Here is a 19,842-nt window from a genome sequence, read left to right as displayed (position 1 = left end):
ACACGCGCCAAGGCCGGAGGGGGACCGACCATGCGTGATGAAATCTTTTCGCCCAGCGAGCTTGAGCGCCATTATGACCTCGCGCCATCGCCAGCGCTGGCGGCTGAAATGGCCGATATCTACGCCAAGATGGACCGTGTCGTTTCGCCCCCCGATTGGGCCATTCACGCGCCCTATGTCGCCGCGATAAACAAGCTGAAAAAAGAGCGTAACGCGGTCATCCTCGCGCATAACTACATGACGCCTGACATCTACCACGGCATCGCCGATTTCGTGGGCGACAGTCTGCAACTGGCGATCAAAGCGACCGAGGTTGAGGCCGATGTGATCGTGCAATGCGGTGTGCATTTCATGGCCGAGACCTCGAAAATCCTGAACCCGTCGAAAACCGTGCTGATCCCCGATATGGAAGCGGGCTGTTCGCTGGCCGAAAGCATCACCGCCGAGGGTGTCGAACAGATGCGCGCGCAATACCCCGGCGCGCCGGTGGTGACTTACGTGAATACCACGGCCGAGGTAAAAGCCGCGTCGGACATCTGCTGCACCTCCTCCAACGCCGCGCAGATCGTCGCCGCGATGGAGAGCGACACGGTGATCATGACGCCCGACAAATACCTCGCTCAGAACATCGCCAAACAGGTGCCCGAGAAACGCATCGTCTGGTGGGACGGGGCCTGCATCGTGCACGAACGCTATACCGCCAAGGATATCGCCGATTACCGCGAGTGGAACCCCGACACCCGCATCATCGCGCACCCCGAATGCCCACCAGATGTGGTGGCCGAGGCTGATTTTTCGGGCTCGACCAGCGGCATTCTGGACTATGTGCACCGCGAGAAACCGGCGAAAGCGATGCTGGTCACCGAATGCTCCATGGCGTCGAACATCGCGGATGAGCTGCCCGAAGTCGATTTCGTCGGCCCCTGTAACATGTGCCCCTACATGAAGAAGATCACGCTCGAAAAGGTGCTGTGGTCGCTGCACACCATGTCTGGCGCGGTCGAGGTCGAGGCGGAAGTCTCTGAAAAAGCGCGCGTCGCGGTGCAGCGGATGATCGACCTCTCCCGCGAACTCGGCCTCTGAGGGCCGCGCCGGTGCAAGAGATCACAACCGGCAGGATCATCATCGTTGGTGCGGGCCTCGGCGCGCTTTATGCCGCGCTTTGTCTTGCGCCGCGCCCCGTTTTGCTGATCTCGCCTGATCCCTTGGGATCAGGGGCCAGTTCCGCTTGGGCGCAGGGCGGGGTGGCCGCCGCGATGGCGCAGGCCGACAGCCCCGAGGCGCATGCGCTGGACACCATCGCCGCCGGTGCTGGCACGGTAGAAGCGCGCGTCGCGGCGACCGTGACGGAAGAGGCCAGCGCCCATATCATTGCCCTGACCGACTTTGGCACCGCTTTCGACCGCAGCGCCGATGGCGGCTATGTCATGTCCCGCGAGGCGGCGCATAGTTTCGCGCGTGTGGTGCGGGTGCAGGGCGATCAGGCCGGGGCCGAGATCATGCGCGCCCTGATCGAGCGGGTGCGCAATACCCCGTCGATCCAAGTGCTTGAAGGCGTGTTGGCGCGCGGATTGGACAGCGACGGCAGCAAAGTCACCGGCGTTGAGATTGAATTGGCCCGAGCCGAAGGCTCCGCCCCCGTCCTGCTGCGCGGCGCGGGGGTCTTGCTGGCGGGCGGCGGGTCGGGCGGGCTTTATGCGCTGACGACCAACCCGGCACGGATCCGGGGGCAGGTGATCGGCATGGCGGCACGGGCAGGCGCGCTCATCGCCGATGCAGAATTCGTGCAGTTCCACCCCACCGCCATCGACTGCGGCGAAGACCCCGCCCCCTTGGCAACCGAAGCCCTGCGCGGTGCCGGCGCGCATCTGATCAACAGCGAGGGGGCGCGGTTCATGACCGAGGTCCACCCGCTGGCCGAACTCGCCCCGCGTGACATCGTGGCCCGCGCGATCTTTGCCCAGACCCAAGCGGGCCAGCGCCCCATGCTCGACACCCGTGCGGCCTTGGGCCCTGCGGTGCTGGCCGAGTATCCCGCCGTCGCAGCCGCCTGTGCCCGCAACGGCATTGACCCGGTGATCCAACCGATCCCCGTGGCCGCCGCCGCGCATTACCATATGGGCGGCGTGGCCACGGATGCGCATGGGCGTTCCAGCCTCGCCGGGCTTTGGGTCTGTGGAGAGGCGTCTTCGACCGGGCTGCACGGCGCGAACCGGCTTGCATCGAACGGGCTGCTCGAAGCGCTGGTCTTTGCCCGCCGCGCGGCGCAGGACATGCTTGAGGAATGCAGCACCGGCGACAGCGGAACGGTGGCCCTGCCAGACCTGCCCGCTGGCGAAACACCCGCTGAGACCCTCGTCGCCCAGTTACGCCAAACCATGACCGCCCATGTCGGCGTTCTGCGCGATGCGGAAGGGCTCCAACGTGCCCTTGCCACGATTGCACAGATCGAAGCCGCACAACCCGACTGCGCCCAGCTGCAAAACATGACCGCCACCGCGACACTGATCACCGCCGCCGCCCTCGCGCGCCGCGAAAGCCGGGGCGCGCATTGCCGCACTGATTATCCTGACACGCTCCCCGAAGCCGCGCGCAGTTTTCTGACACTGGCCGAGGCGACCGCATTCCGCTCCAACCATGAGGAACTTCCCGCATGACCACCGCCCTGCCCGACCTGATCCTAGAGCCGCTGGTCCGCGCCGCGCTGATGGAAGACCTCGGCACCTATGGCGATGTCACCACGCGCAGCGTGATCCCCGAGGGCACGACTTATGCGGCGCAGCTGCGCGCCCGCGCAGAGGGCGTCGTCTCTGGCATGCAGATCGCACGGCTGGCCTTTCATCTCGTCGACCCATCGCTTGATGTTCGCACGCTGAAAGAAGACGGAAGCACGATCGCCAAAGGCGACACGCTGATGGAGATCGAAGGCTCTGCCGCCGCGATCCTGTCGGCAGAACGTGTGGCGTTGAACTTTGCCGGGCGGCTGTCGGGCATCGCCACCCTCACGGCGGCCTGCGTGGCCGAGACCAAGGGCACCGAGACCCGGATCACCTGCACCCGCAAGACCACGCCGGGGCTGCGTATGGTGGAAAAACAGGCGGTGCTGCATGGCGGCGGGTTCAACCACCGCTTTTCCCTCTCGGATGCGATCCTGATCAAAGACAATCACATTGCCGCAGCCGGTGGCATTCGGCCAGTCTTGCAAGCGGTGAAAAGCAACGCCTCGCATATGACCCGCGTCGAGATCGAAGTGGACACGCTGGCGCAGCTGGAAGAAGTTTTGGACGAAGGCGGCGCGGATGTTGTGCTGTTGGACAATATGGACACGGCGACGCTTCGTGAAGCGGTGGAAATGGCCAAGGGCCGCATCGTTCTTGAGGCATCGGGCAACATGACATTGCCGCGCATTGCCGAGGTCGCGGCGACGGGGGTGAACTATATCTCCATGGGCGCGCTCACACATTCTGCGACAACGCTGGACCTTGGGCTGGATTTCTGAACCAACTAGGGCAAAGATCGCGCAGCCAGCGAAGGGAGCCCCGCCATGTCCGACCTTACCATCCGAACCGTGAGAGACCATGACCGCGCCGATTGGGAGCGGCTCTATCAAGGCTATGCCGAATTTTACAAAGTCGAGCAGACGCCAGAAATGCGCGCGCGGGTCTGGTCTTGGCTGCATGACCCGCTGACAGAGGTCGAAGGGCTGGTCTGCGAAGACGCCGAAGGCCGTGTGATCGGCCTGACCCATTTCCGCCATTTCGCGCGCCCCTTGGCGGCGGCGACGGGCTGCTTCCTCGACGATCTATTCGTGGCTCCCGAAGCACGCGGCAGCGGGGCTGCCGACGCGCTGATCGGTGAGGTGAAAAAGATCGCCCAGAAACGCGGCTGGAGCCTCGTGCGCTGGATCACGGCCGAGGATAATTACCGCGGCCGTGGGGTTTATGACAAGCTGGCCACCCGGACCAACTGGGTCACCTACGACATCAAGCTGTAGGATCGGGCGCCTTTTTCGGGGCCTCGGGATTGGTCGGCTCGTCTGGGTCAGTCACCAACTCTGCCTCTTCGATGTCGTCGGTCCGGGTTGTCAGCGCGCCTTCTGGCGGTGTCGTTTCCGGGGCACCGACGATCAGCGGCAGCATCTGCACACCGCTTGGCATGGCGACTTCCGAGAGCGGCGGGGTCTTCCATTCCAATGTGTCAAAGCTCTTGCAGTTTTCGCAGATCGGCTTCCATTCGGCGTGGATGTGGTGACAATTCTCGCAAATCCATTGCGGCCCGCGCGAGACATTGAGCGCGCGTGTCAGCCAACCTTTGACCACCGTATCAGACGCGCCCTCACCCCGCTCGATCGCGGCCATCAGCGTGACGGAACGCGCGGAGGGATCGGTCTCAACCAGATTGCCAAGCGCACGGCGCGCTTCGGGGAAATCTTCGTTGGCGATGTGCAATTCGGCCAGCAGCATCTTGGTTTCGGGATGGTCGGGCTGTGATTTCGTCAGCGCGCGGAACCGTTTGATGCGCTGCTGCGGGGTCTCATCGGGCTGAACCTCGGCAAAGGCGGCGGCAAGGTCGGGGTGTGGATGCACGCTCCACGCTTTTTGCAGCACTTTCGAGGCATAGCGCGGTTTGTCCTGCGCGATATAGCTGCGCGCGGCCATCACTGCGGCGGGCACCAGATCGGGCGACAGGCGGTTGGCTTCGATCGCGGCTTCGCGCGCCTCGATGCTGTTGCCTTCGGCGATGACTTCGCGGGCTTCCGACAGCGCCAGCACCGCATCGCGGCGTTTGTGCACGTCGCGCGGCAGGTGGCCGTTTTTGTACTTGGCCTGCAAGGTGCCGCGCGCGCCGGTCCAGTCATGCTTTTCGGCCTGCAACTTCAGCAGCGTATCGCCGGTTTCTTCGTGTTTGGGCTTCAGCGCGAAGGCCTTCTCGGCCAGTTTCAACGCGGTCTCGGTATCCCCATCGGCCAGCTTTTGTTTCATGATGCCACGCACGCCGACGAAACGGGTCTTTTCGTCTTCGACCAGCTTGCGATAGGTCCGCTCTGCCTTGCGGCGGTCGCCTGCAAGCTCTGCGGCCTGCGCAGTCAGCAGATTGGTCAGCGCCGGGCGTTTGAGATAGCGGTCCGCCTTGGCGGCCTTGGCCATCGCAACCTGCCCCTCACCGCTGGCCAGCGCCATCAGCCCGTCCGACAGCGCCTCATAGCCCTTCCGTTCGCGGTTGCGGTCAAAGTAGCGCGACAGGGCGGTCTCATCCCCATTCAGGAAATGCCAGACCGCCGACAGCAGCGCCACGATCTTGAGCAGCACCCAGACCGCGAACATCAAAAGCAAAACGGCGATGACCGATTGCAGCGGCCCGAGGGTATATTCGGTGCCCGCCACGGTCAGTTGAATGCCGCCCTCGCTTTCCAGCAAGAAGCCCGCACCCCATGCCAAGGCGGCGACAAGCACGACGAAAAGAACGATTTTAATAAGAGACCAGAGCATTTTTCGTTCCTCAGTTGGCCGTCAGGCGTTGGGAGAGTTCATTGGCGGCGGTTTCAGCCGCCTGACGCGCGCGGGCATCGGCGAGCCATTCCGCCATCGCGTCCTGCGCAGGGGCCGGCAGCGTTTCGATCTCGGCCAGCGCATCGGTCAAACGGCCATCGCGCACCGCCGCTTCAGCGCGGGAGAGGACAGCATCGGGGTCCGTCCCTTCGCGGGGCGCGACCGAGCGGGCACCAAGCTGCCGTTTCAGGAAGCTGCCAAAGCCGCCTTCGCCTTCTTCCGGCACGGCGGCACGGGCGGTGGCCAAGGCCTGCCGCGCGGCGTCGGGATAACGCGCTTGCAGATTGGCGAGGGTGACCACACCGCCCGCAGCGGTCTCAGTCAGCGCTTGGGGAATGTCTTCGACCCCGGCTTCCTGCAACTCGGCCAGCGCGGCCTCAAAGGGGCGTCCGGCGCTGATCGCGGCGTTCATCTGGGTGATGCCGGTCTGGGCGCGGGCCGCTTCTGCAGCGGCGGCGGTCGCCTCTTCGGCGGTTTGGGCGTTATCCAGCAGGCTTTCGATTTCGCGGCGTTGCTCAGCGACAGAGACGCGCAGGGCTTCCATTTCACGCTCAAAGGCCGCGACTGCAATCTCGTTTTCGCCACCGCTTACGGGCTGTTTCTCAACCGTGGTGAGGCGGCTGTCGATCTCGGCCAATTGGCTTTGAAGCGCCGAGAATTCTTCGCGTGCGGCGGTCAACTCTGCGCTGAGCGCGTCGACCTGCGGCAGGCTTTCCGGTAGGGCCGCAGGCTCATCAGCGCGGGATTCCAACTCTGCGATGCGGGCCTGCTGCGCTTCGATCGCGTTTTGCAATTCCGCAGCCCCCTGCGCGCGGGTGCCAAGAACGTCGTATTCCGATGCGGCAAACCCCAGTCCGGCGGCAATGGCCCCACCGAGCAGCATGGGGAAAAACACGCTCCGCCTGCGCTCTTTCGGCGCGGGCGCGGGGGTCGGTGTCGGGGTTGGCTTGGGGGTCGTAGCGCTTGGCTTTTCGGTCTTGGTCGGCGCGGGCTTCGACGTGCTGTCACCCGGCTTAGACGCGGCTGCCGACGCCCGCGAGGGCGCAGGATCGGTCGCTGGTTTGTCGTGGGAAACCGGTTTGTCCTTGGGCGCAACGCCGCTGGACGTTGGTTTAGGGTCATCCTTGGGCAAGGGCGTCTTTGGTGTCGTATCTTTGGCGGTAGAGGCGCTCTCCGCCTTAGCCGGTGCCTTGTCATCACGCATGACCGCGTCGCTTGCAGCGGTCGGCTTCGCCGTGGCTTTCTCCGCTGCGGGCGTAGTGTCCCGCACGGGCAGAGTGCTGGTTGTTTTGCCCGGCTCGGTTTTGCCCAAGTCGGTTTGCCCGGGCTCGGCTTTCGCTGCGTCCGGTTTGACATCTTCGGTCTTCGGCGCGTCGGGTTTCACCGTGTCCGTACCCTTGGCATCGGTTTCGGATGGTTTCGGCGCGTCAGCTTTCTCCGCCGTTACTGCCTTATCCGCCTGCGGGGGCGTCTGTTCGGCCGTGGTCTTGTCCGCTTCGCCTTTGCTGACCGTCTTTTTGGGTTTTGCCACGCCGTACGCCTTTCGATTCTGAACCTATCATCCGCTCGCAGTGGCGAGCTTACCCGGCATACCTATGCCCCTCAAGGCAAGGTGGTGCAGCGGAAAAGTTTTTCAACGGCCTCCGCCATGGCTTCGCCAGTGGGTTCCGCAGCGACATCATGCGCATAGAGCGGCAGAGCTTCAAGCGCCTGCGCGGCGGCGGGGCTGATCGACAGGGCGATGACCCGCTCTGTGCAACTGGCCTCGCGGGCGAAATGCTGTGCACTGCGGGGGGAAAAGAGCGGCACGATGACAGGACTTGGCCCATTTAAAAGGGTTTGCGCCGCGGCGGAGAGCGGCAAAAGGTTCTGTTCATAGATCGTCGCGACATCAACGGTCAGACCCGAAGCGCCTAAAATTGCAGCAACATCCGCCCGCCGATGGCGTCCGGCAAGGTGCAAGAGCGGGCCAATCTGCGGCTGCCCCGAGAGGGTCGCGATCAGCGTTTTGGCATCCAGCCCGGCCATCTGCGCCTGCCAGCCCGCTTTCGCCGCCGCCGCCGTGGTCTGCGGGCCGACACAAAAGGCGGGCCGCCCGTCCCCCTTTGGCGCATGGGCCACACCATTGGCCGAGGTAAAGATCACCCCGGCGAAGGGCGCGAGATCGACCTCTACACCGGTCGGGGCAATCTCGATCAGGGGGGAAATCACCGCCCCGTCCCGCAGCGCGGGCGAGAGCCGATCCAGAAACTGCGCGGCACCGGGATGTGGACGTGTCAGAAGCAATCTTGGCTGTGGCATCGCAAGGCTCCGGCATTGTTTGCGCGTGATAGCGGTGTTACCTGCGGTACAGGTGCCTTGCAACGGAAAGCCCCCATGCCCTCTACCCAACCTCAGACCCGCTTGATCCTTGGTTTGGAAAGCAGTTGCGACGATACCGCTGCCGCCGTGGTGCGTATGGGTGAGGATGGGCGCGGCACGGTGCTGGCCTCGGTCGTCGCAGGGCAGACCGAGCTGCACGCTGACTTCGGCGGTGTCGTTCCCGAAATTGCGGCTCGCGCCCATGCGGAAAAGCTGGATCACTGTGTCGAAGACGCTTTAGCCGAGGCCGGGATCGATTTGCGGCAGATCGACGCAATTGCCGTCACCGCCGGGCCGGGGCTGATCGGCGGGGTTGTCTCAGGCGTGATGTGTGCCAAGGGACTTTCGGCAGCGACGGGCAAACCGCTTTATGGGGTGAACCATCTGGCGGGCCACGCCCTGACGCCGCGGCTGACCGATGATGTGCCCTATCCCTATCTGATGTTGCTGGTGTCGGGCGGACATTGCCAGTTCCTGCTTGTGCGCGGCCCGGAGAGTTTTGACCGTCTTGGCGGCACCATTGATGACGCGCCGGGCGAAGCCTTTGACAAGGTTGCGCGGCTGTTGGGTCTGCCGCAGCCCGGGGGGCCTTCGATTGAAAAATGCGCGCAGGAGGGCGAGCCCAATCGCTTCGCCCTGCCGCGCCCGCTGTTGGATCGTGACGGTTGCGACATGTCCTTCTCGGGTCTGAAAACCGCCGTTCTGCGCGCCCGCGACAAATGCGTGGAAGCCCATGGCGGGCTGACGCGGCAGGATCAAGCGGATCTGGCGGCAGGGTTTCAGGCCGCCGTGGTCGATGTGCTTGCCCATAAGACGCGCCGCGCCTTTGCGGAGTATCCAGTAGAGGGTGCGCGGGGCCTTTGTGTGGCAGGCGGGGTGGCGGCAAACAAGTCCATCCGTGCCGCGTTAGAGACTGTTGCAGAGGAACAGCAGGCGCGCTTCGTCGCCCCACCACTGGCGCTTTGCACCGACAACGCCGCGATGATCGCCTTCGCTGCTGGAGAGCAAGCCGCGCTGCGCGAGGCCGATGATCTGACACTCTCGGCACGTCCCCGCTGGCCGCTGGATACCGCACGGCCTTCGATGCTGGGCAGTGGCAAGAAGGGGGCCAAGGCATGAGCGTTTCCGTCCTTGGCGCAGGGGCATTCGGCACGGCGCTGGCAATCTCGCTGGCGGGCAAAGGGCCGGTGACGCTTTGGGCGCGCGATGCGGGGGATATGGCCAAGCGCCGTGAGAATACCAAACGCCTGCCGGGGTGCCCTTTCCCTGATACGCTCACGGTAACCGATAGCCTTGACCAAGCGAGCGCGGCCAAGATCCTGTTGCTGGCCGTGCCGATGCAACGGCTGCGCAGTGTCTTGGAAGACCACAAAGGCGCGCTTCACGGGAAACATCTGGTGGCCTGCTGCAAGGGGATCGAACTCAGCAGCGGTGTCGGACCGGTGAGCGTGATCACCCAAACCATCCCCGATGCCACGGCCGCGATCCTGACGGGGCCAAGCTTTGCCGCTGATATCGCCCGCGGCTTGCCCACCGCGCTGACCTTGGCCTGTGGCGATGCGGCGGCGGGCAAATACCTGCAAGCGGAACTGACCACGACGAACCTGCGGCTCTACCGCACCACGGATACCATTGGCGCGGAACTGGGCGGGGCGCTGAAGAACGTCGTCGCCATCGCGAGCGGGGCCGCGATTGGGGCGGGGCTGGGGGAAAGCGCGCGGGCCGCGCTGATGACGCGCGGCTATGCCGAAATGCAGCGCCTCGCCGCGCATCTGAAGGCCGAACCGACAACGCTGGCCGGGCTTTCGGGCTTTGGTGATCTGACGCTGACCTGCACCTCAGAGCAATCGCGCAACTACCGGCTGGGGCAGTCGCTTGGCCAGGGCACGCCCTTTGACCCGTCGACCACGGTCGAAGGAGCCGCCACCGCGCGCGCTGTGGATGCACTTGCCTGCGAGGCTGCGCTCGATATGCCGATTACACGTGCGGTTGCCGGGCTGCTCGACAACCAGTTAGATGTGGCTGGCGCCATGAAATCACTACTGACCCGCCCCCTAAAGGAAGAATGATATGTTTGTTGCCCTGACCGCCCATGACAAAGCCGATGGCCTGCCGATCCGTCAGGAAAACCGGCCCGACCATTTGGCCTATCTCAAATCCAGCGATGCCGTAGCCCAAGCTGGCCCGCTGCTGAATGCCGAAGGCGGCATGATCGGCTCGCTCATCATTCTGGATGTGCCAGACATGGCCGCAGCCGAGGATTGGGCCGCGAATGACCCCTATGCCAAGGCCGGTCTGTTCCAAAGCGTGACCCTGACCCATTGGAACCGGGTGATCGGCTAATGGCCTATTGGTTGTTCAAATCCGAACCCGCAACATGGAGCTGGGCCGACCAAAAGGCCAAAGGTGACGCGGGCGAGGAATGGGACGGCGTGCGCAACTATCAAGCGCGCAACTTCATGCGCGAGATGAAGGTTGGCGATCTGGGGTTCTTCTACCACTCTCAGAAAGACCGCGAGGTTGTCGGCATCGTCGAAGTCTGCGCAGAAGCGCATCCCGACAGCAGCACCGATGACCCGCGTTGGGAATGTGTGGATATCAAAGCGGTGCGGTCGTTCAGCCTGCCTGTGACACTGGATACGATCAAGGCCGACGCACGGCTGGAGGATATGGTGCTGGTGAAAAACTCCCGCCTATCGGTGCAACCTGTGACCGAAGCGGAATGGGACCTTATCTGCGGTTTGGGTAAGACTGCGCCCTAGGGTCGGGCCCTGAGACCGGCCAAAATTAACGGTTGGGAAACGAAAAAGGGTTCCGGCACCCCGCCAGAACCCTTCTCACCCCATGTGCTCCCAAAACCACCACACATGTTCTTTAAACTCTTATCAGCGCATCAAGCCGATATAAGACTGATAGCAGAAGTCATTGAATTTCTCAACTTTCTACTGTGTCAAAGCCCCATCAAAAACGAAACGCGCGCTTAATCAAGCGCGCGTCCGAGGTAAAGTTTTGGTAAGTCTTTCCGGCGATTAGCCGTAGACCGACTCTTTGCCGAAATGTTTGACCAGCATGTAATAGACCACGGCGCGGTACTTGTTCCGCTCTGACCGGCCATAGGTTTCAATCACTTTCTGGATGCCGCCCATGAGGTGCTCATCATCCGGCAGGCCGAGTTTCTTGATAAGGAAGTTGTCCTTTACGGTGTTCAATTCAGCCGTATCACCGGCAGACACCGTTTGCGCGTCGGCGTTGTAGATCGACGGACCGCAACCGATGGTCACCTTGGTCAAAAGGTCCATATCCGGGTCCATGCCGCATTTATTCTTCAGGTCCTCGGCGTATTTCGCGATCCATTCGTCACGCTTGCCCATAAATCTCTCCAACAGTAACTTCGGCTTCAGGGGTTCCTGAAACCGGAGCCTAAGGCCATAACCCTGTTTTGCAAAAGATTTATTTCGCGACCCCGGCTGACTGCCCCCGTCGACCACGCCCGGCAGCCACGCCCCCATACGCAAAGAGGCGCCCGATGGGGCGCCTCTGAGTTCGATATCGCGGGTCGCTTAGGATGCGTCGTCAAGACGGACGTCGTCTTCGAGACCTTCGATTGTATCTTCATCAACTTCCGGCTGGGCTTCCAGCTCGGCTTTGGTCCAAGAGCTCAGCTTCAGGTCGTTTTCGGCGGCCATGGAGATTTCCTCAAGCGGCACGGCGACGGTGTGTTCGCCAAGGCCAAGGAAGCCACCCACACCAACGACAGCGGCATAGCCAGCGTCAGTTTTGATCACATAGTCGATGTCACCGATGGTGTCGCCATCCGCTTCGACGACGGTCAGGCCGACCAGATCACCCACAACCATACCGGAGAAGGCATTGCTCATGCCGGTGTCGGTGCGTGTGACGTCTGTTTCCATGTTCGCTTCGGTGTCCGAAGCGACATTCTCTTCCAGATCGGTTTCAGCTTCGCCTTCGATCTCGGCAGTCATTTCGCTGTCGATATCGGCGTCTTCATCGGCTGCCAGATCGGTGTCTGTCTCTGTTGTGACAGTGCCGCTGGTGTCGGTGCTCAGGGTCGAGTTCGACTCTGAATCTGCGTTCCCGGCCAGATCGGCTTCGGCATCCGTCGACGGGGTCACGCCATCGGTTTCGGCGGTCAGCTCCGCTCCGTTGTCGACTTCGGTATCACCTTCGATTTCCGCGCTCTCCGTCGGGGCGGTCAGAATCTCGTCGGTTTTGTTGGGGTCGTTGGTCCCCTCGTAATCGTCAGAATTCTCACGCGACATCTCAGCGGTTTGCTCGGCCTGTTTCTCAACAGTGGTGGTCAAATCGTTGGCGGTGTCGCTTACGCTCTCACCCGAGATTGTGGCCTCGGCCTCTGCTGCTGCACCGGCTTCGGTGTCGGCAGTCTGAGCGAATGCGGTGCCCGCAGTCAGTGCAAGGGCGGCGACGGTGGATTTCAGGAATGTACGTTTCATTTTCGATACTCCTTTTCAGTGGTCTGGGGAAGAAACACCGCCCGGGTGACTATGTTCCGCCCGCCATTTGCTACCGGCAGATATGTGCTTGAATCCGCCGATGGGCCGCATTTCCTGAGGAGTTTCAGAACTTTAATACAAAAACGCCGCCGCGACGGTCTGCGGGGCGGCGTTGAAACCTTACCAAAGAGCGAACTCTTTGCGATTTAGTAGCGGTAATGCTCGGGCTTGAACGGGCCTTCAGGCGTCACACCGATATAGGCGGCCTGTTCGGGGTTCAGCTTCGAGAGCTTCACGCCGATCCGATCCAGATGCAGACGGGCGACTTTCTCATCCAGATGTTTGGGCAGGATATAAACGTCGTTGCCGTATTTGTCGGTGTTCTCCCACAGTTCGATCTGCGCCAACACTTGGTTGGTAAAGGAGGCGGACATCACGAAGGACGGGTGCCCGGTGGCATTGCCAAGGTTCAGCAGACGCCCTTCGGAGAGCAGGATCAGACGATTGCCGTTCGGCATCTCGATCATATCCACCTGTTCTTTGATGTTGGTCCACTTGTGGTTCTTCAGCGCGGCAACTTGGATTTCATTGTCGAAGTGGCCGATGTTGCCGACAATCGCCATGTCCTTCATCTCGCGCATATGCTCAATGCGGATCACGTCTTTGTTGCCGGTGGTGGTGATGAAGATATCGGCAGTTGCCACGACATCTTCCAGCAGCACGACTTCAAAACCGTCCATCGCTGCTTGCAACGCGCAGATGGGATCGACTTCGGTGACCTTGACGCGCGCGCCAGCACCGCTCAGCGACGCGGCAGAGCCTTTGCCCACATCGCCATAGCCCATGACGACAGCAACCTTACCGGCCATCATCGTGTCGGTGGCGCGGCGGATACCGTCCACGAGGCTCTCTTTACAGCCGTATTTGTTATCGAACTTCGACTTGGTGACAAAGTCGTTCACATTGATCGCGGGGAAGGGCAGTTGGCCTTGCTTCACCAGATCATAAAGACGGTGCACGCCGGTGGTGGTTTCTTCGGATACGCCTTTGATCTGCTCGCGCATCTTGGTGAACCAGCCGGGGCTTTCCGCCATACGCTTTTTGATCTGAGCGAAGATCGCTTCTTCTTCCTCAGACTTGGGCACGGAGATCAGCTCGTCTTCGCCATTCTCGACCCGCGCGCCCAGTAGGATATAGAGTGTCGCATCGCCGCCATCGTCGAGGATCAGGTTCGGGCCTTCGGGGAACATGAAGGATTTGTCGAGGTAATCCCAATGCTCAACCAGCGACTGGCCTTTGATCGCGAAGACCGGAACGCCTGATTCAGCAATCGCCGCAGCAGCGTGGTCTTGGGTCGAGAAGATGTTACAAGACGCCCAACGCACATCGGCACCAAGCGCGACCAGTGTTTCAATCAAAACGGCTGTCTGGATGGTCATGTGCAACGATCCGACAATCCGCGAGCCTTTCAGCGGTTTGCTCTCACCGTATTCATCGCGCAGCGCCATCAGGCCCGGCATCTCGGTCTCGGCGATGTCCAGCTCTTTGCGCCCGTAGGCCGCCAGATTGATATCCTTAACAATATAGTCGTGGGCCATGCGGCGCTCCTGTTTGAAGTGTTGCAGGGCGGTTAGCACCTTCGCCGCGAATTCTCAATGTGAATGGGGAATGACCCCCGCAGGGTCAACGCTGAAGAGCGGCCAGTTGCTTATCGCCCGAGAGTCCCGCCATCCAGTCATCGCCTTGGGCCAGCACACAGGCATTGCCGTCGGCCAATGTCTTGACCAAGGTCCATGTGCCCGATTGATCCGACGCCCAGAGTTGGCTGTTGTCGTCCCGCTGACCCGGCACAGGCTCTTCGCCGTACCAATCGATCAGAGCCGACTTCATTTCCTTGGCGGGCATGCAGACTTCTTCCGCCTGCGCGGCACCAGCGAGGGTGGCCAAGGTAACTGCAAGTATCGTACCGGAAAAAACGGGTTTCATGATTATCTCCTTCGTGGGATGAACAGGTTTGACAGGGATTTGTTCCCAAGGATCACGAGGTAAGGACTCCGGCGGATGGCGCAGAAACCACGTGCATGGCAAAGGATGCTGTCGGGTCGACGGCTTGATCTGCTCGACCCCACCCCTGTGGATGTCGAGATCGAAGACATCGCCCATGGCTTGGCCTTCGTCGCGCGGTGGAACGGTCAGACGCGGGGCGACTATGCCTATTCGGTGGCCGAACATTCGCTATTGGTCGAAACGATATTTGCCCGGATCGCCCCCCGTGCGCCTGCGAAATGGCGCTTGGCCGCGCTGCTTCATGACGCACCGGAATATGTGATCGGGGACATGATCTCGCCCGTGAAGGCTGCTGTGGGGCCGGACTATCGCGCCTTGGATGACCGGCTGACCACTGCCGTGCATGTCCGGTTTGGCCTGCCTGCCAGCTTGCCGGCGCGCGTCAAGCAACAGATCAAAAAGGCGGATCGCGTCAGTGCTTGGATGGAGGCCAGCCAGATCGCAGGCTTTTCCGAAACCGAGGCGACGCGCTTTTTTGGCCGCCCCGACGCGGCGCTGATGGAGGGGCTGGGCATCCTGCTGCGCCCACCGGTCGAGGTACGGGCCGAGTTTACCCAACGCCATGAGGCGCTGCTGCGCGAGATGGCGTGATCCATGTCCGCCGTGCCGGGGCGCTTGATACCCGCGCCTTGGCCGACTTGCTGAACGCGATCATCGCCAAGGGGGGCACCACCGCCATGGTCACCCCCGTCACCCCGCGCGAGTTGCAAGGTTGGATGACCGCGCCCGACAGCGCATGGCATCTGGCCGAAGACGAGCGGGGAGAGATCAAAGGCTTTCAGTACATAGAGCCCCATCCAGACCTGCCCGAAGGCGGCGTGGATGTCGCGACCTTCGTGCGGGTGGGCGAGACGGGGTTCGGCATCGGATCGGCGTTGTTCGAGCAGACAAAGACTGCCGCGCGTGATCTAGGCTATGCCCATATCCACGCGATCATCCGCGCCGACAATCTGGGCGGACTTGCCTATTACCAAAGCCGCGGTTTCGAAGATTTCCGCCGCCTGCCCAGTTGTACGCTGGCCGATGGCACCCGCGTCGATAAAATCTGGAAACGGTTCGAGCTTTAGCGCGGCGAGCGTTTTGCCAAGATGCGCTGCAAGGTGCGCCGGTGCATGTTCAGCCGCCGCGCGGTTTCCGAGACGTTGCGATCACAAAGCTCATAGACCCTCTGGATATGCTCCCACCGAACGCGGTCCGCGCTCATCGGGTTTTCCGGCGGCTCGGGCAGGTTGCCCCCGGTGGCTAGCAATGCGTTAACGATATCATTGGCATCTGCGGGCTTTGAAAGGTAATCTGTCGCGCCGCTTTTGACCGCAGCAACCGCCGTCGCAATCGCGCCATAGCCAGTCAGCACAACGACCCTTGCATCAGCACGTTTGTCGCGCAGCACTTCGACCACATCAAGACCGTTGCCATCCTGCAGGCGTAGATCGACCACGGCAAAGGCCGGGGGACGCGCGGTGGCGATGGCCTTGCCCGCCGCGACAGAGCCTGCGGTTTCCACCTCAAAGCCGCGTTTCTCCATCGCCTTGGCCAAGCGGCGCAGAAACGGCTCATCGTCATCGACCAAAAGCAAGCTGCGGTCTGGGCCTAAGTCGGAAATATCCTGCATCAACGTCCCCTCTCCAAGGCTAATATGGGGCGGCTATCGCGGCGGGTCAATTTCAGCTTTGATCGAGGAAGCAACCAATGCTGTCGGCCATCTGCTCGGACCGCACTTCGCGGCGGAAAAAGTCGACGACGCCTTCGCCGGGCATGACCAAATAGCTGAAGGTAGAATGGTCAACGAGGTATTCGCCATTCTCATCCGCCGGATGCACTTTGTAATAGGTGCGGTAGGCTTGGCTGGCCGCTTTGACCTGCTCCGGCGAACCGGTGAGCCCCACCATACGCGGGTGCATCACTTCGGCAAAGTCACCCACCACTTCGGGCGTATCGCGCGCCGGATCAACGGTGATGAAAACAGGCGTGATGCTTTGGCCGCGCTCATCGAGGATCTCGGTCGCGGCGGCGTTGCGGTCCACGTCCAGCGGGCAGACATCGGGGCAAGAGGTATAGCCGAAATAGAGCAAGGCAGGCTCGGTGATGACATCGGCATCGGTCACGGTTTCGCCCGCGCCGTTGACCAATTCGAACGGACCGCCAATATCGCCCCCCGCCACTTGGCTTGACCGGCAAGAGGCATAGGGATCATCTTCGCCGCGCAGCACCATAAAGGCCGTCCCGGCCAGAAATACCGCTGCAACCCCAACCGCACCAAATGCAATCATCTGTTTCATGTCAGTCCTTTGCGCCGATGGCCGCTCTTGATCGTGTTTCGCCGCAGACCTACGCTAGATCGCAGGTGATGCAAGACGCAATAAAGTGATGGGGCTAAGATGACGCAGGCAAACATTCGGCCCCTCGACGGGCGCACCCGCGCCAGTTGGATCCGGCTGCGCACGATGATCCTGCTGCGCTGGTTCGCCATCGCCGGACAGTTGACCGCCGTCACCGTGGCGCAATGGGCGCTTGGGCTGCAACTGGCCTTTGGTCTGTGTTATCTGACCATCGGTGCCTCGGTGGTGGGCAACCTCGTCGCGGCCTTTGTCTTTCCACAGAACAAACGCCTGTCCGAGCGCGAAAACCTTGCCATGGTCCTGTTTGACCTGCTGCAACTAACCGCCCTGCTGGGGCTGACCGGGGGGCTGCACAATCCCTTTGCGCTGCTGCTGCTGGCCCCGGTAACGATCTCGGCCACCGCACTCAGCCTGCGTTCGACACTGGTTTTGGGCGCTACCGCGATTGTCGCGGCTTCGGTGCTGGCGCTGTGGCATCTGCCGCTTGTCACCCAGTCGGGCGATGTGCTGCGCCAGCCCGGCATTTTTGTCTTTGGCCATTGGGCGGCGCTGCTGATCGCCATCGTTTTCACCAGCGCCTATTCGCGGCGCGTCACGACTGAGGTCCACTCCATGGCCGATGCCCTCTCGGCCACGCAGATGGTGCTGGCACGGGAGCAGAAACTGTCGGACCTGAGCGGTGTTGTGGCCGCTGCCGCCCATGAATTGGGTACGCCCCTAGCCACCATCAAACTAGCCAGCACCGAACTGCTGGGTGACCTCGAAGACCGGCCCGATCTGGCCGAAGACGCCGCGTTGATCCGCGATCAGGCTGACCGGTGTCGCGATATCCTGCGCGATATGGGCCGCATTGGGAAAGACGATCTGCATATGCAACGCGCGCAACTCACCGCCGTGGTGAAAGAGGCCGCCGAGCCACATCTGGAGCGCGGCAAGACGGTGATGTTCTCTGACAACCCGATGGCCCGAGATCACGCGCGCCCCCCCACCATCCCGCGCAAACCCGAGATCATTCACGGGCTGCGCAATCTGGTGCAGAACGCGGTGGATTTTGCCGAGAGCACGGTTTGGATCGAAACCGAATGGTCCGCCGAGGATATCTCGGTGCGGATCATCGACAACGGGCCGGGCTTTCCGCCGCAGCATCTGGGGCGGATCGGCGACCCCTTCCTGCGCCGCCGTAGCGGCACGGCAAACGAGACGGCGCGCCCCGAATATGAGGGCATGGGGCTGGGGCTTTTCATCGCCAAGACTTTCCTCGAACGGTCCGGCGCGCGGCTGCGGTTTGCCAATGGGTCAGACAGCGGTTGGCTGCGCGGGTTGCCGCCCGCAGGCAGCGGTGCGGTGGTCGAAGTCGTCTGGCCGCGCCGCCTGCTGGACCTTGGCCCCGATGATGCCGTGATGGGCGAGAACCAGCGCCTGACGGCTTGAAAGGGGGAACTGCGCTTTTGTTAACCCGCCGTTAACCTTTGGCTCTCAAGATAGGGCGTCGCATTTGCCGAAAGGGTTATCCGTCATGGCATTGCCAGACGTTATCATCGTGCTTGCTGCCGCTTTCGCCACCGCTCTGGCCGCCCTTTGGTGGCTTAGCACAAACGCGGGCCGCCCCGCTGCGGCACCGCCCGGCATCGACGATATGAGCCTGCTTTTCGAAGACGGCGAGTTGATCCACGGCTCCGACAGCGCACTAACCCGCTTTGCCCTCGCCCCCGGCCACCACCAGTGGGAGGACATCCGCGAAGCGCTGCTGTCGCGGTTTCCTGAATTCCCCCGCACGGCCCGGCACGGGGCCACCGGCAAACTGACCCTCACGGCAGAAGATGGCGACAGCCCCTCGGAACTTCGCATCACATGGCGGGACGCGCTATGTTGGCTGCACCTGCCTCAGACCCGCGCGGCCGAAGAGATCACGCAAGAGACGTTCCAAAAACTCGCCGCGCTGCGCCGGGCCAGCGAAACCAGCCCCAACCCTGCATGGCAGACCAATGCCGCAGGCCGCATCATCTGGCACAACCGGGCCTACGGGGCCCTGAAACGCAAGGCTCCGGCCGATCCTGAATGCGGCGGCGCCGCTTTGTTCAGCACGCCTTCGCCCGAACATCCCAACCGCGTATGCCTGCGCTGCGGCGACGGGGACAAACCCGATTGGTACGCGCTGACCACCACGACAGAGGACAATGTGCAGGTCTACCACGCCACCTGCATCAATGCCGTGGTCGCCGCCGAAGAGGCGCAGCGCAACTTCGTTCAAACCCTCGCCAAGACCTTTGCGCATCTGTCCATCGGACTGGCGATTTTTGACCGCAACGGGCAACTGGCCCTGTTCAACCCTGCCCTGGTTGACCTGACCGCCCTGCCCGCCCCCTTTCTTAGCGCCCGACCGACGATGGTGTCCTTTTTCGATCAGCTGCGCGAAAGCCGCCGCATGCCGGAACCAAAAAACTACAAGAATTGGCGTCAGGAGATTGCCGAGGTGATCGCCGCCGCAACCGATGGGCGCTATCAAGAGACATGGTCGCTTGAGAACGGTCAAACCTACAGTATCCGTGGCCGGCCCCACCCCGACGGGGCCACAGCATTCTTGATCGAAGACATCACCGCCGAAGTCACCCTGACCCGCAATTTCCGCGCTGAGCTTGAGCAAAGCCAAAGCCTGCTGGACAAGCTCGAAGATGGCTTCGCCGTCTTCTCCGCCTCCGGCGTGCTGACCTTTTGCAACGCCGCCTATCGCGACCAATGGAAACAAGACCCCGACAAAAGCTTTGCCGAGATTACAATCAATGACGCGATCCGCGTCTGGCAAAAGATGTCGGCAGCCAATCCGCTTTGGCCCGACGTGGCCGAGTTTGTCATGGGCAGAGGGGACCGCGCGGGCTGGAACATGCCCATCGCTCCGCTCCACGGCGCGGCCCTAACTTGTGAGATTTCGGCCATCGCTTCCGGCGCGACGCTTTTTCGCTTTCGCCCGACCCCGGTTGGAACGGCCCGCCCGGACCGCAGCGCCATGCCTTCGGCATGCGACCGGCGACAACCCTCCAACTAGGGCATTCCCCG

Annotated in this window: 21 protein-coding genes; 12 read left to right on the top strand and 9 right to left on the bottom strand. The window is 62.2% G+C overall.

Annotated features, from left to right (window positions below; genetic code table 11):
• The first annotated feature begins 30 nt into the window (after window positions 1-30).
• The 4 genes from nadA to R1T45_RS05880 are packed head-to-tail and all read left to right on the top strand — an operon-like array spanning window position 31 to window position 3,994.
• Window positions 31-1,083, top strand: a complete 1,053-nt coding sequence (gene nadA / locus R1T45_RS05895) for a quinolinate synthase NadA (RefSeq protein ID WP_093927636.1) — start codon at window positions 31-33, stop codon at window positions 1,081-1,083.
• Window positions 1,084-1,094: 11 nt separating this feature from the next.
• Window positions 1,095-2,657, top strand: a complete 1,563-nt coding sequence (locus R1T45_RS05890; protein WP_132443987.1) for an L-aspartate oxidase — start codon at window positions 1,095-1,097, stop codon at window positions 2,655-2,657.
• On the top strand, window positions 2,654-3,499 hold the full coding sequence (gene nadC / locus R1T45_RS05885; RefSeq protein ID WP_317390385.1) for a carboxylating nicotinate-nucleotide diphosphorylase: 846 nt from the start codon (window positions 2,654-2,656) through the stop codon (window positions 3,497-3,499). The genes R1T45_RS05890 and nadC overlap by 4 nt, the downstream gene beginning before the upstream one ends.
• A 45-nt stretch (window positions 3,500-3,544) precedes the next feature.
• Window positions 3,545-3,994, top strand: a complete 450-nt coding sequence (locus R1T45_RS05880) for a GNAT family N-acetyltransferase (protein WP_260010872.1) — start codon at window positions 3,545-3,547, stop codon at window positions 3,992-3,994.
• Here R1T45_RS05880 and R1T45_RS05875 read toward each other — a convergent pair.
• From R1T45_RS05875 to R1T45_RS05865, 3 genes are all read right to left on the bottom strand, one after another.
• Entirely contained in the window at window positions 3,984-5,489 is a 1,506-nt protein-coding gene (locus R1T45_RS05875; protein WP_120349828.1) for a heme biosynthesis protein HemY, read from the bottom strand. The two genes, R1T45_RS05880 and R1T45_RS05875, sit on opposite strands and share 11 nt — an antisense overlap.
• A 10-nt stretch (window positions 5,490-5,499) precedes the next feature.
• Entirely contained in the window at window positions 5,500-7,080 is a 1,581-nt protein-coding gene (locus R1T45_RS05870; RefSeq protein WP_317390384.1) for a hypothetical protein, read from the bottom strand.
• Window positions 7,081-7,151: 71 nt separating this feature from the next.
• Window positions 7,152-7,850 (bottom strand): uroporphyrinogen-III synthase, encoded by a 699-nt coding sequence (locus R1T45_RS05865; RefSeq protein WP_317390383.1) that lies wholly within the window; start codon window positions 7,848-7,850, stop codon window positions 7,152-7,154.
• A 75-nt stretch (window positions 7,851-7,925) separates the two neighbouring features.
• On the opposite strand from R1T45_RS05865, the gene tsaD reads away from it, so the two are divergent.
• Genes tsaD through R1T45_RS05845 form a run of 4 tightly spaced genes read left to right on the top strand, consistent with a single transcriptional unit; the run spans window position 7,926 to window position 10,672 of the window.
• Window positions 7,926-9,029 carry a tRNA (adenosine(37)-N6)-threonylcarbamoyltransferase complex transferase subunit TsaD gene (tsaD, locus tag R1T45_RS05860; RefSeq protein WP_317390382.1) on the top strand — a complete coding sequence of 368 codons (1,104 nt, stop codon included), beginning with the start codon at window positions 7,926-7,928 and terminating at the stop codon, window positions 9,027-9,029.
• The gene (locus R1T45_RS05855) at window positions 9,026-9,979 is read left to right on the top strand and encodes an NAD(P)H-dependent glycerol-3-phosphate dehydrogenase (protein WP_317390381.1); all 954 of its coding nucleotides are present in this window, start codon (window positions 9,026-9,028) and stop codon (window positions 9,977-9,979) included. The genes tsaD and R1T45_RS05855 overlap by 4 nt, the downstream gene beginning before the upstream one ends.
• A 1-nt stretch (window position 9,980) precedes the next feature.
• Window positions 9,981-10,253: a YciI family protein gene (locus R1T45_RS05850; protein ID WP_067623436.1), complete on the top strand. Its 273-nt coding sequence runs from the start codon at window positions 9,981-9,983 to the stop codon at window positions 10,251-10,253.
• Window positions 10,253-10,672, top strand: a complete 420-nt coding sequence (locus R1T45_RS05845) for an EVE domain-containing protein (protein ID WP_317390380.1) — start codon at window positions 10,253-10,255, stop codon at window positions 10,670-10,672. Before R1T45_RS05850 ends, R1T45_RS05845 begins: the two co-directional genes overlap by 1 nt.
• A 267-nt stretch (window positions 10,673-10,939) precedes the next feature.
• Here R1T45_RS05845 and R1T45_RS05840 read toward each other — a convergent pair whose 3' ends face one another.
• The 4 genes from R1T45_RS05840 to R1T45_RS05825 form a co-directional block, all read right to left on the bottom strand.
• Window positions 10,940-11,281: a DUF2853 family protein gene (locus R1T45_RS05840; protein WP_120349823.1), complete on the bottom strand. Its 342-nt coding sequence runs from the start codon at window positions 11,279-11,281 to the stop codon at window positions 10,940-10,942.
• A 189-nt stretch (window positions 11,282-11,470) separates the two neighbouring features.
• Window positions 11,471-12,382 (bottom strand): PRC-barrel domain-containing protein, encoded by a 912-nt coding sequence (locus R1T45_RS05835; protein ID WP_317390379.1) that lies wholly within the window; start codon window positions 12,380-12,382, stop codon window positions 11,471-11,473.
• 206 nt (window positions 12,383-12,588) lie between these two features.
• Complete coding sequence (gene ahcY, locus R1T45_RS05830) at window positions 12,589-13,980, bottom strand: adenosylhomocysteinase (RefSeq protein ID WP_317390378.1); 1,392 nt, start codon at window positions 13,978-13,980, stop codon at window positions 12,589-12,591.
• A gap of 85 nt (window positions 13,981-14,065) precedes the next feature.
• Window positions 14,066-14,368 carry an S-adenosyl-L-homocysteine hydrolase gene (locus R1T45_RS05825; RefSeq protein WP_240791555.1) on the bottom strand — a complete coding sequence of 101 codons (303 nt, stop codon included), beginning with the start codon at window positions 14,366-14,368 and terminating at the stop codon, window positions 14,066-14,068.
• A gap of 75 nt (window positions 14,369-14,443) precedes the next feature.
• On the opposite strand from R1T45_RS05825, the gene R1T45_RS05820 reads away from it, so the two are divergent.
• Entirely contained in the window at window positions 14,444-15,040 is a 597-nt protein-coding gene (locus tag R1T45_RS05820) for an HD family hydrolase (protein ID WP_317390377.1), read from the top strand.
• Entirely contained in the window at window positions 15,037-15,516 is a 480-nt protein-coding gene (locus R1T45_RS05815) for a GNAT family N-acetyltransferase (RefSeq protein ID WP_317390376.1), read from the top strand. Before R1T45_RS05820 ends, R1T45_RS05815 begins: the two co-directional genes overlap by 4 nt.
• Here the strand turns inward: R1T45_RS05815 and R1T45_RS05810 are convergent.
• Window positions 15,513-16,061: an ActR/PrrA/RegA family redox response regulator transcription factor gene (locus R1T45_RS05810; RefSeq protein ID WP_120349818.1), complete on the bottom strand. Its 549-nt coding sequence runs from the start codon at window positions 16,059-16,061 to the stop codon at window positions 15,513-15,515. The genes R1T45_RS05815 and R1T45_RS05810 overlap by 4 nt on opposite strands.
• Before the next feature lie 52 nt (window positions 16,062-16,113).
• Entirely contained in the window at window positions 16,114-16,728 is a 615-nt protein-coding gene (locus R1T45_RS05805; RefSeq protein WP_317390375.1) for an SCO family protein, read from the bottom strand.
• A 99-nt stretch (window positions 16,729-16,827) separates the two neighbouring features.
• Between R1T45_RS05805 and regB the strand changes: the two genes are divergently transcribed.
• Window positions 16,828-18,219, top strand: a complete 1,392-nt coding sequence (gene regB / locus R1T45_RS05800) for a sensor histidine kinase RegB (RefSeq protein WP_317390374.1) — start codon at window positions 16,828-16,830, stop codon at window positions 18,217-18,219.
• Window positions 18,220-18,304: 85 nt separating this feature from the next.
• Entirely contained in the window at window positions 18,305-19,831 is a 1,527-nt protein-coding gene (locus R1T45_RS05795; protein WP_317390373.1) for a PAS-domain containing protein, read from the top strand.
• Window positions 19,832-19,842: the final 11 nt, after the last annotated feature.

The sequence above is a fragment of the Sulfitobacter sp. LC.270.F.C4 genome, from assembly GCF_032922545.1.
GTDB lineage: Bacteria > Pseudomonadota > Alphaproteobacteria > Rhodobacterales > Rhodobacteraceae > Sulfitobacter > Sulfitobacter profundi.
Note: the sequence above shows the minus strand (reverse complement) of the source record. Positions and strands in the feature narration are given on the sequence as shown.